This window comes from Streptomyces sp. NPDC025651, assembly GCF_055558735.1.
Map to the genome: position 1 here is coordinate 41,186 of NZ_JBVHLZ010000017.1, position 17,087 is coordinate 58,272.

At 71.6% G+C, this 17,087-nt stretch carries 13 protein-coding genes and 1 riboswitch; of the genes, 10 read left to right on the top strand and 3 right to left on the bottom strand.

Annotation, left to right across the window (positions count from 1 at the left end):
* The first annotated feature begins 360 nt into the window (after positions 1–360).
* Complete coding sequence (locus tag ACZ4D5_RS39440) at positions 361–1,443, top strand: CobW family GTP-binding protein (RefSeq protein ID WP_467777314.1); 1,083 nt, start codon at positions 361–363, stop codon at positions 1,441–1,443.
* 6 nt (positions 1,444–1,449) lie between these two features.
* Here ACZ4D5_RS39440 and ACZ4D5_RS39445 read toward each other — a convergent pair whose 3' ends face one another.
* The gene (locus ACZ4D5_RS39445; protein ID WP_467777315.1) at positions 1,450–3,903 is read right to left on the bottom strand and encodes a DNA gyrase/topoisomerase IV subunit A; all 2,454 of its coding nucleotides are present in this window, start codon (positions 3,901–3,903) and stop codon (positions 1,450–1,452) included.
* 249 nt (positions 3,904–4,152) lie between these two features.
* Between ACZ4D5_RS39445 and ACZ4D5_RS39450 the strand changes: the two genes are divergently transcribed.
* The 4 genes from ACZ4D5_RS39450 (at position 4,153) to ACZ4D5_RS39465 (ending at position 9,023) form a co-directional block, all read left to right on the top strand.
* Positions 4,153–5,517 carry a M16 family metallopeptidase gene (locus tag ACZ4D5_RS39450; protein WP_467777316.1) on the top strand — a complete coding sequence of 455 codons (1,365 nt, stop codon included), beginning with the start codon at positions 4,153–4,155 and terminating at the stop codon, positions 5,515–5,517.
* On the top strand, positions 5,514–6,899 hold the full coding sequence (locus tag ACZ4D5_RS39455) for a M16 family metallopeptidase (protein ID WP_467777317.1): 1,386 nt from the start codon (positions 5,514–5,516) through the stop codon (positions 6,897–6,899). The genes ACZ4D5_RS39450 and ACZ4D5_RS39455 overlap by 4 nt, the downstream gene beginning before the upstream one ends.
* 196 nt (positions 6,900–7,095) lie before the next feature.
* Positions 7,096–7,258: riboswitch (cyclic di-AMP (ydaO/yuaA leader) on the top strand.
* Between the two features lie 12 nt (positions 7,259–7,270).
* Positions 7,271–8,074: a M23 family metallopeptidase gene (locus ACZ4D5_RS39460; protein WP_467777318.1), complete on the top strand. Its 804-nt coding sequence runs from the start codon at positions 7,271–7,273 to the stop codon at positions 8,072–8,074.
* A 226-nt stretch (positions 8,075–8,300) separates the two neighbouring features.
* The gene (locus ACZ4D5_RS39465) at positions 8,301–9,023 is read left to right on the top strand and encodes a GntR family transcriptional regulator (RefSeq protein WP_467777319.1); all 723 of its coding nucleotides are present in this window, start codon (positions 8,301–8,303) and stop codon (positions 9,021–9,023) included.
* Positions 9,024–9,206: 183 nt separating this feature from the next.
* Here ACZ4D5_RS39465 and ACZ4D5_RS39470 read toward each other — a convergent pair whose 3' ends face one another.
* On the bottom strand, positions 9,207–9,488 hold the full coding sequence (locus tag ACZ4D5_RS39470) for an HPr family phosphocarrier protein (protein ID WP_030021209.1): 282 nt from the start codon (positions 9,486–9,488) through the stop codon (positions 9,207–9,209).
* Between the two features lie 156 nt (positions 9,489–9,644).
* Between ACZ4D5_RS39470 and ACZ4D5_RS39475 the strand changes: the two genes are divergently transcribed.
* From ACZ4D5_RS39475 to ACZ4D5_RS39490, 4 genes are all read left to right on the top strand, one after another.
* On the top strand, positions 9,645–12,488 hold the full coding sequence (locus ACZ4D5_RS39475; RefSeq protein WP_467777320.1) for a bifunctional acetate--CoA ligase family protein/GNAT family N-acetyltransferase: 2,844 nt from the start codon (positions 9,645–9,647) through the stop codon (positions 12,486–12,488).
* A gap of 60 nt (positions 12,489–12,548) precedes the next feature.
* A complete protein-coding gene (locus ACZ4D5_RS39480; RefSeq protein ID WP_055697117.1) occupies positions 12,549–13,136 on the top strand; it encodes a DUF5998 family protein in 588 nt (195 codons plus the stop codon).
* Position 13,137: 1 nt separating this feature from the next.
* Complete coding sequence (locus tag ACZ4D5_RS39485) at positions 13,138–14,328, top strand: alkaline phosphatase family protein (RefSeq protein WP_467777321.1); 1,191 nt, start codon at positions 13,138–13,140, stop codon at positions 14,326–14,328.
* Between the two features lie 93 nt (positions 14,329–14,421).
* Entirely contained in the window at positions 14,422–15,084 is a 663-nt protein-coding gene (locus ACZ4D5_RS39490) for a thymidine kinase (protein ID WP_467777322.1), read from the top strand.
* Position 15,085: 1 nt separating this feature from the next.
* Here the strand turns inward: ACZ4D5_RS39490 and ACZ4D5_RS39495 are convergent, their stop codons facing one another.
* Entirely contained in the window at positions 15,086–15,811 is a 726-nt protein-coding gene (locus ACZ4D5_RS39495; RefSeq protein WP_467777323.1) for a VOC family protein, read from the bottom strand.
* Between the two features lie 434 nt (positions 15,812–16,245).
* Here ACZ4D5_RS39495 and ACZ4D5_RS39500 point away from each other — a divergent pair, with 434 nt between their 5' ends.
* Positions 16,246–17,073: a sulfurtransferase gene (locus tag ACZ4D5_RS39500; RefSeq protein WP_467777324.1), complete on the top strand. Its 828-nt coding sequence runs from the start codon at positions 16,246–16,248 to the stop codon at positions 17,071–17,073.
* The last annotated feature ends 14 nt before the right edge of the window (positions 17,074–17,087 follow it).

Consider the following 17,087-nt stretch of genomic DNA (forward strand, 5'->3'; position numbering starts at 1 on the left):
CGGCGGCAGGACCCACCCCCCGTATCCAACAGTTCTGTGTGGCCATGTCAACCCCCGAATCGGCGACCATCCGCCGGTCGTCGGATGCGGGTCGACAGGGAGCGGACCGGCGAGCGGTGGGCGGTGCGCTTGCCGTCTCCCAGGGTGCCGAGCGGCTCTGATCGGCGGGGAGGCGGAGAGGAGGCGCACGGAAGGAAGCAGTGGTCGCACATCCCGGCGCCGTGCCCAATGTGTGCCCCGCGAGCGCCGCTAACAATCGTTCACTTCGCGGCTCGACTACGCGCACATATCCTGGGGCCGTCTTCATTCGTCGTACGGGATCCGCCGGGGTCCGTACGAGCGTCGACACGAGAGGTCCACGTGAACAAGCAGCAGATCCCGGTCGTCGTCCTCGCCGGATTCCTGGGCTCCGGCAAGACGACCCTGCTCAACCATCTGCTGCACCGCAGCGGCGGCAGCCGGATCGGTGCGATCGTCAACGACTTCGGGTCGATCGAGATCGACGCCATGTCGGTCGCGGGACAGCTCGGCGACTCGACCGTCTCGCTCGGCAACGGGTGTCTGTGCTGTGCCGTGGACGCGAGTGAACTCGACGAGTACCTGGAGCGCCTCGCCCGGCCCTCCGCGCGGATCGACGTCATCGTCATCGAGGCGAGCGGGCTCGCCGAGCCGCAGGAACTCGTGAAGATGCTGCTCGCCAGCGAGAACCCGCACATCGTCTACGGAGGGCTCGTCGAGGTCGTCGACGCCGCCGAGTTCGACGCCACCAGGGAGCGGCACCCCGAGGTGGACCGGCATCTGGGCATCGCCGATCTCGTCGTGGTCAACAAGACCGACCGGGTGCCCGAAGCGGAGCGCGAGCGCGTCCTCGATGTCGTGCGCGGGCTCGCGGGGCGCGCCGCCGTCGTCGCGTCCTCGTACGGGCGGGTCGACGTGGAGCTGTTCTTCGACCGCGCGCCCGTGGGGGAGCGGGTCGGCCAGCTCTCTTTCGACGACCTGCGGGACGATGCCGCCGACGCGGAGGGCGACGGGCCTTGCGCGGACGGCCGCTGCGGTCACCACGACCACCTGCACTCCGCCTACGAGAGCCTCTCCTTCACCTCCGAAGTGCCCATGGGGCCGCGGCCCTTGATGGCCCTGCTCGACAGCAGGCCCGAAGGGCTCTACCGCATCAAGGGGTACGTCGACTTCGGCGCCGCCGACCCGCGCAACCGCTACGAGGTGCATGCCGTGGGGCGGTTCCTGCGCTTCTACCCGGAGCCGTGGGCTCCGGCCGAGCCGCGTCTGACCCAGCTCGTGCTCATCGGGTCGGGTGTCGACGTACCCGCCCTGGAGAAGGAGCTCGAGGCCTGTCGCGAGGACGCCCCACAGGCCGATGAGCACGGCATGTGGGGCGTACTGCGGTACGTCCAGGAACCGGACGACCCCGAGTCCGTCGACTGAGGGTCGCTACACCGGGCCCGCCACCGCCGCCACCGGCTTGGCCAGGGAGACGCCCGACCCGTCACGGCGCGGGTCGATCTCCGGCAGCTCGGCCGGCGTGCCGTTGCGCTGGGCCGCGCGCGGCGGTGTCGCGCCCGCCCAGGCGAAGCTCAGGCAGTCCTCGCCCTTCAGGAACCGCTGGACACGCACACCGCCCGTGGCGCGCCCCTTGCGCGGGTACTGGTCGAACGGCGTGAGCTTGGCCGTCGTCTGCACCGAGTCGTCGAGCGTGCCGCGCGAGCCCGCCACCGTGAAGACGACGCCGTCCGCCGCCGGGTCCACCGCCGTGAAGGAGATGACCTTCGCGCCGTCGGTGAGCTTGACGCCCGCCATGCCGCCCGCCGGGCGGCCCTGGGGGCGCACCTGCGAGGCCTGGTAGCGCAGGAGCTGGGCGTCGTCCGTGATGAAGACGAGGTCCTCCTCGCCCGTGCGCAGCTCGGCCGCGCCGACGATCCGGTCGCCGTCCTTGAGCGTGATGACCTCCAACTCGTCCTTGTTGGACGGATAGTCGGGGACCACGCGCTTGACGACGCCCTGCTCGGTGCCGAGCGCGAGGCCCGGCGAGGACTCGTCGAGCGTCATCAGGCAGATCAGCTTCTCGTCCTTCTCCAGGGAGAGCAGCTCCGAGACGGGTGCCCCTCCGGAGAGGTTGGGTGAGCCCGCCGTCTCCGGAAGCTGGGGGAGGTCCACTACGGAGAGGCGCAACAACCGTCCCTCGGAGGTGACCGCGCCCACCTCGCCGCGCGCCGTCGCCGGCACCGCGGAGACGATCACGTCGTGCTTGACGCGCTTGGTGTCGCCCTCGCCGAAGGGTTCGCCGTTCGCCGTACGCGCCAGGAGACCCGTCGAGGACAGGAGCACCCGGCACGGGTCGTCGGCCACCTGCAGCGAGACCGCGGGGGCGGGGGTGCCGGAGGACTCCAGGAGCACTGTGCGCCGGTCGGTGCCGAACTTCTTGGACACCGCGGCCAGTTCGGAGGAGACCAGCTTGCGAAGCTCCGCGTCCGAATCCAGGATGCCGGTCAGCTCGTCGATCTCGCCGTTGAGCTTGTCGCGCTCCGACTCCAGCTCGATGCGGTCGTACTTGGTCAGTCGGCGCAGCGGGGTGTCCAGGATGTACTGCGTCTGGATGTCGCTCAGCGAGAAGCGCTCCATCAGGCGCTCCTTGGCCTGCGCGGAGTTCTCGCTGGACCGGATGAGGCGGATGACTTCGTCGATGTCCAGGAGGGCGACGAGCAGGCCCTCGACCAGGTGCAGACGGTCACGCTTCTTGCCGCGGCGGAACTCGCTGCGGCGGCGCACCACGTCGAACCGGTGGTCGAGGTAGACCTCCAGCAGTTCCTTGAGGCCGAGCGTGAGGGGCTGACCGTCCACCAGCGCCACGTTGTTGATGCCGAAGGACTCCTCCATCGGCGTCAGTTTGTAGAGCTGCTCCAGGACGGCCTCGGGGACGAAGCCGTTCTTGATCTCGATGACCAGGCGCAGGCCGTGCGCGCGGTCGGTGAGGTCCTTGACGTCGGCGATGCCCTGCAGCTTCTTCGAGCCGACCAGGTCCTTGATCTTGGAGATGACCTTCTCGGGGCCGACGGTGAAGGGCAGTTCGGTGACGACGAGGCCCTTGCGGCGCGCCGTCACGTTCTCCACGGAGACCGTGGCGCGGGTCTTGAAGGTGCCGCGGCCCGTTTCGTACGCGTCCTTGATGCCGTTCAGGCCGACGATCCGGCCGCCCGTGGGCAGGTCGGGGCCCGGCACGAACTTCATCAGCGTCTCGAGGTCGGCCCCCGGGTGCTTGATCAGGTGCCGGGCGGCGGCGATGACCTCGCTGAGGTTGTGCGGCGGCATGTTCGTCGCCATGCCGACCGCGATGCCCGACGAGCCGTTGACCAGGAGGTTCGGGTAGGCCGCCGGGAGGGCGGAGGGTTCCATCTCCTGGCCGTCGTAGTTCGGCGTGAAGTCGACTGTGTCCTCGTCGATCGACTCCGTCATCAGGGAGGTGGCGTCGGCCATGCGGCACTCGGTGTACCGCATGGCGGCCGGCGGGTCGTCGTTGCCCAGGGAGCCGAAGTTGCCGTGGCCGTCGACCATCGGCAGGCGCATCGAGAAGGGCTGGGCCATGCGCACCAGGGCGTCGTAGATCGACGCGTCGCCGTGGGGGTGCAACTTACCCATGACCTCGCCGACGACGCGGGCACACTTCACATAGCCGCGGTCGGGGCGCAGGCCCATCTCGTTCATCTGGTACACGATGCGGCGCTGGACGGGCTTCATGCCGTCGCGGGCGTCCGGCAGCGCGCGGGAGTAGATGACCGAATACGCGTACTCGAGGAAGGAGCCCTGCATCTCGTCGACGACGTCGATGTCGAGGATCTTCTCCTCGAACGAATCGTCGGGCGGCGGGGTCTTCGTGCTGCGGCGGGCCATCGCTGCTGCGGCTCCTTCACCAAGCAAGTGCGGGATCTGACGCCGACCATTGTGGACTGTCCCACTGACAACGCCGACCACGACCCGTGCCGTGGTGGTGTCGGCCGCGACTACGCCGAGGGCGGACCGGGAACTTCGTCAGGTGTCAGCACGCTTGCATACAGTGGCAGGACTGACAGCGACTGTTCTGATCCAGTGTTCTTATTCCAGCGATGATCCAGCGATGATTCAGCGATCGAAGGGACGTACATGCCCATGGGTCACACGGCCACAGCCGAGGCCGGCTCCGGCGGCCTGACAGCGACCGAGCACCGGCTGGCCAACGGCCTGCGCGTGGTGCTCTCCGAGGACCACCTGACCCCGGTCGCCGCGGTCTGCCTCTGGTACGACGTCGGCTCGCGCCACGAGGTCAAGGGGCGAACCGGCCTCGCGCACCTCTTCGAGCACCTGATGTTCCAGGGCTCGAAGCAGGTGCACGGCAACGGCCACTTCGAGCTGGTCCAGGGAGCGGGCGGTTCGCTCAACGGCACGACGAGCTTCGAGCGCACCAACTACTTCGAGACCATGCCCGCCCACCAGTTGGAGCTGGCCCTGTGGCTCGAGGCCGACCGGATGGGCTCGCTGCTCTCCGCGCTCGACGAGGAGTCGATGGAAAACCAGCGCGACGTCGTCAAGAACGAGCGCCGCCAGCGCTACGACAACGTCCCGTACGGCACGGCCTTCGAGAAGCTGACCGCCCTCTCGTACCCCGAGGGCCACCCCTACCACCACACGCCGATCGGCTCCATGGCCGACCTGGACGCGGCCACCCTGGAAGACGCGCGCAACTTCTTCCGTACGTACTACGCGCCCAACAACGCCGTCCTCTCCGTGGTCGGCGACATCGACCCGGAGCAGACGCTCGCCTGGGTCGAGAAGTACTTCGGCTCGATCCCCTCGCACGACGGCAAGCAGCCGCCGCGCGACGGCTCCCTGCCCGAGCGCATCGGGCAGGAGCTGCGCGAGGTCGTCGAGGAGGAGGTCCCGGCCCGCGCCCTGATGGCCGCCTACCGCCTCCCGGAGGACGGCACGCGCGCGTGCGACGCGGCCGACCTCGCCCTCACCGTCCTCGGCAGCGGCGAGTCGTCGCGGCTCTACAACCGGCTCGTGCGCCGCGACCGCACCGCCGTCGCCGCCGGGTTCGGCCTGCTGCGCCTCGCCGGAGCGCCCTCGCTCGGCTGGCTGGACGTGAAGACCTCCGGCGACGTCGAGGTGCCCGTCATCGAGGCCGCCGTCGACGAGGAACTCGCCCGCTTCGCCGCGGAGGGCCCCACTCCGGAGGAGATGGAGCGCGCCCAGGCACAGTTGGAGCGCGAGTGGCTCGACCGGCTCGGCACGGTCGCGGGCCGCGCCGACGAACTGTGCCGGTACGCCGTCCTGTTCGGTGACCCGCAGCTCGCCCTCACCGCCGTCCAGCGCGTCCTCGCCGTCACCGCGGAAGAGGTCCAGGAGGTCGCCAAGGCCCGGCTGCGCCCGGACAACCGCGCGGTGCTCGTGTACGAGCCCGTGTCCGCCGCCGACGAGACCGCCGACGAGAACACCGGTGACGCCGAGGAAGAGGAGGCGGCGAAGTGACCGAGGCCGCGACGATGCAGTTCCATCCCCAGCCACAGGCGGGCACGGCCAAGCCGTGGGCCTTCCCCGCGCCCGAGCGGGGCGCGCTCCCCAACGGCCTCACCGTGCTGCGCTGCCACCGCCCCGGCCAGCAGGTCGTCGCCGTGGAGATCCACCTCGAAGCGCCCCTGGACGCCGAACCCGAGGGCCTCGACGGCGTCGCCACGATCATGGCGAGGGCCTTCAACGAGGGCACGGACAAGCACTCCGCCGAGGAGTTCGCCGCCGAGCTCGACCGCTGCGGCGCGACGCTCGACGCGCACGCCGACCACCCCGGCGTCCGCGTCTCCCTCGAAGTGCCGGTCTCCCGCCTCCCGAAGGCGCTCGGCCTGCTCGCCGACGCCCTGCGCGCCCCCGCCTTCGCGGACAGCGAGATCGAGCGTCTCGTACGCAACCGCCTGGACGAGATCCCGCACGAGGCCGCCAACCCGGCGCGCCGCGCGGCCAAGGAGCTCTCCAGGCAGCTGTTCCCGGCCACCTCGCGCATGTCGCGCCCGCGCCAGGGCACCGAGGAGACGGTCGCCGCCATCGACTCGGCGGCGGTGCGGGCCTTCTACGAGAAGCACGTGCGTCCCGCCACGGCCACCCTCGTCGTGGTCGGCGACCTGGCGGGCACCGACCTGGACGCCGTCCTCGCGGACACCGTCGGCACCTGGACGGGCGGCACGGCCGAGCCGCTCCCGGTGCCGACGGTGACCGCCGACGACACCGGCCGCGTCGTCATCGTGGACCGCCCCGGCGCCGTCCAGACGCAGCTCCTGATCGGCCGCGTCGGCGCGGACCGGCACGACCGCGTCTGGCCCGCCCAGGTCCTCGGCACGTACTGCCTGGGCGGCACCCTCACCTCGCGCCTGGACCGTGTCCTGCGCGAGGAGAAGGGATACACCTACGGCGTACGGGCGTTCAGCCAGGTCCTGCGCTCCACTCCGGAGGGCACGGGCGCCGCGATGCTCGCCATCAGCGGCTCGGTCGACACCGCGTCCACGGGGCCCGCGCTCGACGACCTCTGGAAGGTCCTGCGCACCCTCGCCGCCGAGGGCCTCACGGACGCCGAGCGCGACGTGGCCGTGCAGAACCTGGTGGGCGTCGCCCCGCTCAAGTACGAGATGGCGGCCTCCGTGGCGGCCACCCTCGCCGATCAGGTCGAGCAGAACCTCCCGGACGACTTCCAGGCGCAGCTGTACCGGCAGTTGGCCGCCACCGGCACCGTGGAGGCCACCGCGGCAGTCGTGAGCGCCTTCCCGGAGGACCACCTGGTGACGATCCTCGTCGGGGACGCCGCGCAGATCGAGGAGCCCGTCAGGGCCCTCGGAATCGGCGACGTGAGTGTGGTCACGGGCTGAGTGACAGTCAGGACATATAGGGACCCCGGCGACCGTTTCGGCCGCCGGGGTCCCCATATGTCCGAATTCATATGGAGGTTGCCTGTCTGGCGTGTGGCGTGCGCTACAAAAGCCGAGTTCTGTTTGTCGATTGACAGATGTCCCGCTTAGCGTCGGTCCGGCTGTCCGTCACGCAGTACGCCGCATCCGCGGCACCGGACAGTCATCGCCGAGTCCCCGTACGGCGCGAGCCAGGGGAGCCGGGGACCCACATGTCCCCTGGGGTGAATCGGGCACCTTGCCGAGAGGCGAGGGACCCGTAGGAGACCTTCCTGCTCCGAACCCGTCAGCTAACCCGGTAGGCGAGAGGGAAGGAAAGGATCAGCCGCTTCATGGCGTTCACCCGTGCCACCGGGAAGCACCGTCGTCCGAGCCGCCTGACGCGCACGACCGCGAACGCCGCGGGCGTCGCCGCGCTCACCACCACCGGCGTCATCGGAGGCCTCGCGGGTCCGGCGTTCGCCGCGGCCGACGACGCGGCCATCGAGCACACCGGCCTCACTCAGGCGATCTCCGTGGGCGACTCGCTCGCCGCGAGCATCGACGCGCAGGCCGCCGCGCAGCAGCAGGCCGCCGACGACGCCGCTGCCGCCAAGAAGGCCGAAGAGGCCGCCAAGAAGAAGGCGGCCGAGGAGAAGCGCAAGGCCGAGGCCGAGGCGAAGGCGAAGGCCAAGAAGGAGCGCGAGGCCAAGGAGCGCGCCGCCCGCGAGGCCGAGCGCAAGCGCCTGAACACCTACGTCGCGCCGATCAGCGGCTCGTACGTCTCCACGGGCTACAAGACCGGCGGCGCCATGTGGTCCTCCGGCAGCCACACCGGCGTCGACTTCCACGCCGCGTCCGGCACCACGGTCCACGCGGTCGGCTCCGGCACCGTCGTCGAGGCCGGCTGGGGCGGTGCCTACGGCAACAACGTGGTCATCAAGATGAACGACGGCACGTACACCCAGTACGGCCACATGTCGTCCCTCAGCGTCACCGTCGGCCAGACGGTCACCCCGGGCCAGCAGATAGGCCTCTCGGGCTCCACCGGCAACTCCAGTGGCCCCCACCTCCACTTCGAGGCCCGCACCGGCGAGGACTACGGCTCGGACATCGACCCGGTCTCGTACCTGCGCTCGCACGGCGTCAACGTCTGACGACTCCCGTACGGCTCCCGTACGCCTCCGAAAGCCCCGGCTCTCCCCAGAGCCGGGGCTTTCGTGTCCCCGAGCACTGTTCCCGACCGGCCGTCCTTGGCCAAAAGATATCCATGGATTCCGGCCCGCCGTCGGAAATTCCGGCGCCCTGCAATAGAGTCACGGAACAAGCGAGAAAGAGCGTCGGTCGACCGCGTTTCGCGGGGATTAAGGCGGAGGTCCGGTCATGCGCATTCCCGCGCACTCGGTATGCACGGCCATCCGGGACGACATTGTCTCCGGCGTCCATGAAAGGGGCAGCCGGCTCACCGAGGAGCTCCTCGCGCGCCGCTACGGCGTCTCCCGCGTCCCCGTGCGCGAGGCCCTGCGCACCCTGGAAGCCGAGGGGTTCGTCGTCACGCGCAGGCACGCGGGCGCGTGCGTCGCCGAGCCCACGGAGCAGGAGGCCGCCGACCTCCTGGAGATACGGGCGCTGCTCGAACCGCTCGCCGCGGCCCGCGCCGCGCAGCGCCGCACCGACGCGCACCTCAAGGTCCTGCGCGGCCTCGTCAGGCTGGGCCGGGAGCGCTGCAGGAGCGGCCACGGCGAGGACCTGCGCGCACTGGGCGGCTGGTTCCACGACACGCTCGCCCAGGCGTCCGGCAGCCCCGGGCTCAGCGCGCTGCTCACCCAGCTCCGGCACAAGATCGCCTGGCTGTACGCCGTGCGGCAGCCGACGGCGCCGGCCGAGTCGTGGTCCGAGTACGCCGCGATCGTCGACGCGGTGGCCCGCGGGGACGCGGACCGGGCCAGGGCGCTCACCGCCGCGCACACCGAGCGGACGACGGCCGCGCACCGGTGGCGCCATACGCAGGTGCAGGCACGGGCGCAGGCGTATGCGCGGCCGGACGGCCTGGCGCGTGTGAGGGATTCGCAACACCCCGTAAACACGGCGGGCCTCCGGAATTAACGGAGGCGCCGTATACAAAGAGAGGTAATTCCGTACGCGCTTCTGCGGAGCGCGCCTTTTCGGTGCGCGTCTCTTTGGTGCGCGCGCATTTCTCTTTGCGCACATACGTCGATGGGGTCACCCGGAATTCCGGGTGACCCCATCGACGTATTGCTGAAGAACGTGTCCCAGAAGGAACGTGTCCTAGACCGTCTCCGGAAGCTCCTCGAGCCCCTCGGCGACCAGCTTCGCCAGACGGTCGAGGGCGGCGTCCGCACCCTCGGCGTCGGAGGCGAGCACGATCTCCTCGCCGCCCTGGGCACCCAGGCCGAGCACCGCGAGCATCGAGGCCGCGTTGACCGGGTTGCCGTCGGCCTTGGCGATCGTCACGGGGACGCCGGCGGCCGTGGCCGCACGGACGAAGATGGAGGCGGGTCGGGCGTGAAGGCCCTCGGCCCAGCCGACGTTGACGCGGCGCTCAGCCATGTGTTGCTGCCCTTCCAGGTGTCTCACACTTGTCTAGACCAGTGTCTCATGCCGTCGCGGGTGCTCTGCCGGACGTACGTCCCGCTCCCGGTCGCCTTTCGACCTGTCCTAGCCTGCCCCGGGCCCGGCGGCCGCGCGACCCGTACCCTGGGCCCCATGCAGCTCCCGTCGGATCAGCAGGATCGGCACGACTACCCCTCCCACTGGGAAGCCGACGTGGTGCTGCGCGACGGGGGGACCGCCCGGATCAGGCCCATCACGGCCGAGGACGCGGACCGCCTCGTGAGCTTCTACGAGCAGGTCTCGGACGAGTCGAAGTACTACCGCTTCTTTGCGCCCTATCCGCGTCTGTCCGCCAAGGACGTGCACCGTTTCACCCACCACGACCAGGTGGACCGGGTGGGGCTCGCGGCCACCGTGGGCGGCGAGTTCATCGCCACCGTGCGCTACGACCGCATCGACGAACGCGGCATGGCGGCGAGTGCGCCCGCCGACGAGGCGGAGGTCGCCTTCCTCGTGCAGGACGCCCACCAGGGCAGGGGAGTGGCCTCCACGCTCCTCGAACACATCGCGGCCGTCGCCAGGGAGCGCGGCATCCGCCGTTTCGCGGCCGAGGTGCTGCCCGCCAACACCAAGATGATCAAGGTCTTCACGGACGCCGGCTATCAGCAGAAGCGCAGCTTCGAGGACGGCGTCGTCCGCCTGGAGTTCGACCTGGAGCCGACCGACCGCTCGCTCGCCGTGCAGCGCGCCCGCGAACACCGAGCCGAGGCCAGGTCGGTGCAGCGGCTGCTCACCCCCGGGTCGGTGGCCGTGATCGGCGTCGGCCGGATCGCCGGCGGCGTGGGCCGCAGCGTGCTGCGCAACCTCCGGGACTCCGGCTTCACCGGAAGCCTGTACGCGGTCAACGGCGCGTTCGACGAGGGGGCCGAGATCGACGGAGTGCCCGCGCACCGCTCCGTCGCGGCCATCGACGAGCCTGTCGACCTCGCCGTGGTCGCCGTGCCCGCCGACCGGGTGCCGCAGGTCGTCGCCGAGTGCGGCGAGCGGGGCGTGCAAGGCCTCGTCGTGCTCTCCGCCGGGTACGCGGAGAGCGGCGCCGAGGGGCGCGAGCGGCAGCGCGAACTGGTCCGCCAGGCACGGTCGTACGGCATGCGCCTGATCGGCCCGAACGCCTTCGGCGTCATCAACACCTCTCCGCAGACACGGCTCAACGCCTCGCTCGCGCCGCAGTCGCCCGCGCGCGGGCGCATCGGTCTGTTCACCCAGTCCGGCGCGATCGGCATCGCGCTCCTGTCCGGCCTGCACCGCAGGGGCGCGGGGCTTTCCACGTTCGTCGGCTCGGGCAACCGCGCGGACGTGTCCGGCAACGACGTACTCCAGTACTGGTACGAGGACCCGGACACCGACGTCACGCTGATGTACCTGGAGACCATCGGCAACCCACGCAAGTTCACCCGCCTCGCCAGGCGTTCGGCGACCGCCAAGCCGCTCGTCGTGGTGCAGGGCGCCCGGCACAGCGGCATCGCGCCCACCGGGCACGCGGTACAGGCGACCCGCCTCCCGCACGCCACGGTGTCCGCGCTGCTGCGCCAGGCGGGAGTCATCCGCGTCGACACCGTCACCGAGATGGTCGACGCGGGACTGCTGCTCGCGGGGCAGCCGCTGCCGTCCGGGCCCCGCGTCGGCATCCTCGGCAACTCCGAGTCCCTCGGTCTCCTCACGTACGACGCGTGCGTGGCCGACGGGCTGCGCCCGCTGCCGCCGCGCGACCTGACGACCGGGGCGACCCCGGCCGACTTCCGGGTCGCGCTCGCCGAGGCGCTGTCGGACGAGTCGTGCGACGCGGTGATCGTCAACGCGATCCCCTGGGTGGGCGAGGACGGGACCACCGCGGATCCGGAGACGCTGGCCACGGAGCTGCGCCTGGCGGCCGCGGGATGCCCCGCGAAGCCCGTCGCCGTGGTCCATGTCGAGCTCGGCGGCCTCGCCGAGGCCTTGTCGGCGGCCGCCAGCACACGGCCTGACGCCACTGTCTCGCTCCGCCGCGCGGAACGCCCGCCCACCACGGCTGCGGACGAGACGGCGGCGCCCACGGCAGAGACGGCCGCGCCCCCTGCCGAGCAGTACCGCATCCCCGCCTACCCCGCCGCCGAGCGCGCCGTCCGGGCCCTCGCCGAGGCCGTCAAGTACGCCCAGTGGCGGCGCGAGGCCGCCGAGCCGGGGAGAGTGCACGAGTACGACGACATCGACGAGAACGGCGCCGCGGAGCGCATCACGGAGCTGCTCGCCAAGGACGACGGGGACCCGCGCGGCGCCACCCTCGCCCCGGACGACGCCCACGAGCTCCTCGGGCGGTACGGCATCCACGTACGACAGGCCCTGCCCGCGCCCGATCCCGACGCGGCGGTGGAAGCCGCCCGCACGCTCGGCTACCCCGTGGCCCTGAAGACCACCGCCCCGCACCTGCGGCACCGGGCCGACCTCGGCGGGGTGCGCCTCGACCTCGCCGACGAGGACCAACTGCGCCGGGCCTACCAGGAGTTGACGGACGTCTTCGGCAGCCCCGCCGAGCTGCGTCCCGTCGTGCAGGGCATGGTGCCCCGCGGCGTCGACACCGTCGTGCGCGCGGTCATCGACCCCGCGGCCGGAGCGGTGCTCTCCTTCGGGCTCGCCGGCGCCGCGTCCGAGCTGCTCGGCGACACCGCGCACCGCCTCATCCCGGTCACGGACCGCGAGGCGTCCTCCCTGGTCAGATCCATCCGGACCGCACCGCTCCTGTTCGGCTGGCGCGGCTCGGCCCCCGTGGACACCCCCGCGCTCGAAGAGCTGCTCCAGCGGGTCTCCCGGCTCGTGGACGACCACCCCGAGGTGGTCGCGGTCTCCCTGGAGCCGGTGGTCGTCGCCCAGCGGGGCCTGTCCGTGCTCGGCGCCTCCCTGCGGCTCGCGCCCCCGCCGGCCCGCGACGACCTCGGCCCGCGCACGCTTCCCGGGTACTGACAGGGGCCGAGGCGGCCACAGGGCACCGTGCGCCCCGCACCGGGCCGTAGGATGGACGGCATGGCAAAGACCGGTACGACGACCCAGGGGCTGCGCGCGGCGATCGAGCGCAGCGGCTACTACCCGGCCCTCGTGGCCGAGGCGGTGGAGGCCGCGATCGGCGGCGAGGCCATCGGGTCGTACCTGGTCCACCAGGAGACCACCTTCGACGCGAACGAAGTGCGCCGGCACGTCACGGTCCTCGTCCTGACCGGCACGCGCTTCATCGTCAGCCACACCGACGAGCAGGCGGCGGACAGCACCTCCCCGACGCCGTACGCGACGACCTCCACCGAGTCGGTCGAGATCGGCCGCATCTCCTCGGTCGTGGTCAGCCGCGTCGTCGCCAACCCCGAGAAGTACGTTCCCGGGACGCTGCCCCGCGAGGTCGTCCTGACCATCGGCTGGGGAGCCGTCTCCCGCATCGACCTGGAGCCCGCGGCCTGCGGCGACCCCAACTGCGAGGCCGACCACGGCTACACCGGCAGCTCGACCGCCGACGACCTGAGCCTGCGCGTCAGCGAGGCGGGCGACGGCCCCGACGCCGTGCGGCAGACCCTCGCCTTCGCCCAGGCGCTGTCCGAGGCGACCGCGGACACCGCTCGCTGATATGGCCCTGCCTTCCTGGGACGACGTGCAACCGCTCGCCCTCGACACCGCACCCGTGCCCGAGTACGGCGCGGGATCGCTCGCCGACCTGCTCCCCACACTCGTCTCCCACCAGGGCGTGCCCGGCTACGAGACGCCGGGCATCCCCGAACTCGCCCCCGCCGACCGCAACTGCGTGTTCCTGATCGACGGCCTGGGCTGGGAGCAGCTCAAGGCCCACCCGGGCGAGGCGCCCTTCCTGACCTCGCTGCTGCACAGTTCGCGGGGCGGCACCGGCAGGCCCATCACCGCGGGCTTCCCCGCGACCACCGCGACCTCCCTCGCCTCGGTCGGCACCGGCCTGCCGCCCGGCACGCACGGCCTGCCCGGCTACACCGTCCGCAATCCGGCCACCGACGAGCTGATGAACCAGCTCCGCTGGAACCCGTGGACCGACCCGCACGCCTGGCAGCCGTACCCCACGGTCTTCCAGCAGGCGCACGCCGCGGGCGTGCACACCGCGCAGGTGTCGTCGCCGACCTTCGAGCACACCCCGCTCACCAAGATCGCCCTCAGCGGCGGTTCCTTCCGGGGCAGGCTCTCCGGAGAGGACCGCATGGACCTCGCCGCCGAGCAACTGGCCGCGGGGGACCGTTCGTTGGTCTATACGTACTACGCGGAAGTGGACGGCAAGGGTCACCGTTTCGGTGTCGACTCCGACGCCTGGCGCGGCCAGCTCATGTACGTCGACCGGCTCGTCCAGCGCCTCGCCGAGCAGCTGCCCCCGCGCAGCGCCCTGTACGTCACCGCCGACCACGGCATGCTCGACATCCCCTTCGACGACACCGCCCGCATCGACTTCGACGAGGACTGGGAGCTGCGCGCCGGCGTCGCCCTCCTCGGCGGCGAGGGCCGTGCCCGCCACGTCTACGCGGTGCCGGGCGCCGCGAACGACGTCCTGACGGTGTGGCGCGAGGTGCTCGGCGAGCAGTTCTGGGTTGCGGGCCGTGACGAGGCCATAGCCGCGGGCTGGTTCGGTCCACACATTGATCAACGTGTGTACGAGCGCATCGGCGACGTCGTCGCGGCGGCCCACGACGACGTGGCGATCATCGCCACGGAGCGCGAGCCCAAGGAGTCCGCCCTGGTCGGCATGCACGGCTCCATGACCCCCGTCGAACAGCTCGTCCCCCTCCTCGAAGTACGCTCCTGACCGAGCCCTCGACCGAGCCCTCGACCGTCGTCACGACGGTCTTCCGGCCGAGCCCCACCCGTCCCGTACGCCTCGAAAGGTCCTCAACTCCCCATGCCCGAGCTGGTGTTCTTCTCCGGAACGATGGACTGCGGAAAGAGCACGCTGGCTCTGCAGATCGAGCACAACCGCTCGGCCCGCGGACTCCAGGGGATGATCTTCACGCGGGACGACCGCGCGGGCGAGGGCAAGCTCTCCTCGCGGCTCGGCCTGGTCACCGACGCGATCGAGGCCGCGGACGACTTCGACTTCTACGCCCACCTCGTCGACCACCTCTCCCAGGGCGGCCGCGCGGACTACGTCATCGCGGACGAGGCGCAGTTCCTGGCCCCGGACCAGATCGACCAGCTCGCCCGGGTCGTCGACGACCTCGGCCTCGACGTCTTCGCCTTCGGCATCACCACGGACTTCCGCTCCAAGCTCTTCCCCGGCTCGCAGCGCCTGGTCGAGCTCGCCGACCGCGTCGAGGTGCTCCAGGTCGAGGCCCTGTGCTGGTGCGGGGCCCGCGCCACGCACAACGCCCGCACCATAGGGGGCGAGATGGTCGTCGAGGGCGCCCAGGTCGTCGTCGGCGACGTCAACCAGTCGCCGGACGAGGTGGGTTACGAGGTGCTGTGCCGCCGCCATCACCGGCGCAGGGCGACGGCGGCGCGTGCGCGGGCGGGCGCCCTGTCGCCCGACGTCCTGCCGGTCGACACGGCGGCCGCCCGCCGCTGACTCAGGCGTCGGCGTGTGAGCGTACGACGGTGAAGACCGCGCCCTCGGGGTCGGCGACCGTCGCCAGCCTGCCGTGCGTCCCGGCCCTGGCCGGCTTGACGACATGGCCGCCGAGATCGACGACCCGGTCCACCATCTCGTCCACGTCGGCGACTTCGAAGTACGTCATCCAGTGCGCGCCCCTGTCGCGCGGCAGCGCCTGGCCCACGCCGTGCACGGACGCCACGGGGCGGCCGTCGACGTGCAGCGTCAGATAGTCGAAGTCGGCCGAGACGACGGCCTCTTCGGTGTAGCCGAACACGGCTTGGTAGAACTTGACGACGCTCGCGGTCTCCCGCGTCACCAGCTCGTTCCAGGTCGGCGTTCCGGGCCTGCCGACCACCGCGGCGCCCAGGTGGGCCGCGGCCTGCCAGATGCCGAACACGGCGCCCGCCGGGTCCGACGCGATGGCCATCCGCCCCGCCTGGCCCGCGTCGATCGGGCCGACGCCGACCGTGCCGCCGCAGTGCCGCACCGCCTCGGCCGTCGCGTCCGCGTCGTCCGTCGCCAGATAGGGCGTCCACGCGATGGGCAGGTGCCGGTCGGGCGGCAGCTGCCCGATGCCCGCCACCTCGTGGCCCTCCAGCAGCGCCCGCACATAGGGGCCGAGCTGCTCGGGTCCCGGCCGGAACTCCCAGCCGAAGAGCGCGCCGTAGAACTCCTGCGTCGCGGTCAGGTCATGTGCCATCAGGCTCACCCAGCAGGGCGTGCCCGGCGTGTGCCTGCCGTCTCGCAGACCCTCGCCCAAGGACTCCGACGAGCTCCGTCCAGGGGAGACCCCATCCGCCCGCGCCTCGGTCATCGTCACCCTCTCCTCGGCCTGTGTGCCGGCCGCTCAGCTTCCGCTTCGCACGCGCGTACCCTCGCCGCGCGAACGCGCGCCCGTGCAGATGCTCGCACCACCTGTGGTGCCGCGCGTCCCGGCCGCGCCGCACTGTCCGGCTTCCCGCGGAAGATGCCCGATTTCCGGCTTCTCACCCGTGAACGCGCCATTGCGGGGCGGTGTCCGTCTGACGTACGGGGCGTGCACGATTCCGTACACCCTGTGTTCGGGCGTCGTCCGGCGGAGCAGGCTAGCCGGACCTTGGCGACGCGGCCACCCCGTACGCAAGGATGGGCTCCATGAATGCCATCATCTCCGCATCCGATCTCGCGAGCGACCTGGCGGGCGCGAACCCGCCGGTAGTGCTCGACGTCCGCTGGGAGCACCAGGGCTCGATGCGCTCCGCGTACGAGGAAGGGCACATTCCGTCGGCTGTCTTCGTCGATCTGGACGCCGACCTGGCAGGTCCCGCGGGCGCGGGCGGTCGGCATCCGCTGCCCGATCTCGACCGTTTCGGTGCCGTGATGCGGGCGGCGGGGGTCTCGGGGGACCGGGACGTCGTCGTGTACGACGGTGGCCAGAACTGGGCGGCGGCTCGCCTGTGGTGGATGCTGCGCTGGACGGGGCACACCTCCGTACGCGTCCTCGACGGCGGCATCGCCCTGTGGGCGGGGCCGCTGGAGCGGGGCGCGGGCACGGCGCCGGCCGAGGGCTCCTTCGAGCCGACCCCGAACAGCACGGACCTCCTGGACGCGGACTCCGCGGCGGCCCTGGCCCGCTCCGGCCTGCTCCTGGACGCCCGCGCCGCCGAGCGCTACCGCGGCGAGGTCGAGCCGATCGACAGCGTGGCCGGGCACATCCCGGGCGCGGTCTCGGCGCCGACCACGGAGAACGTCGCGGCGGACGGCCGCTTCAAGCCCGCGGCCGAGCTGGCTGACCGCTTCAAGGCGCTGGGCACGTCGAGCACTTCGGAGGTCGGCGTGTACTGCGGGTCGGGCGTCTCGGGCGCCCATGAGGTGCTCGCCCTGGCGGTGGCGGGGATCCCGGCCGCGCTGTACGTCGGCTCGTGGTCGGAGTGGTCGGCGGATCCGTCGCGACCGGTGGCCACGGGCCCCGACCCGCAGTAGCCCCCGCGGCAGCA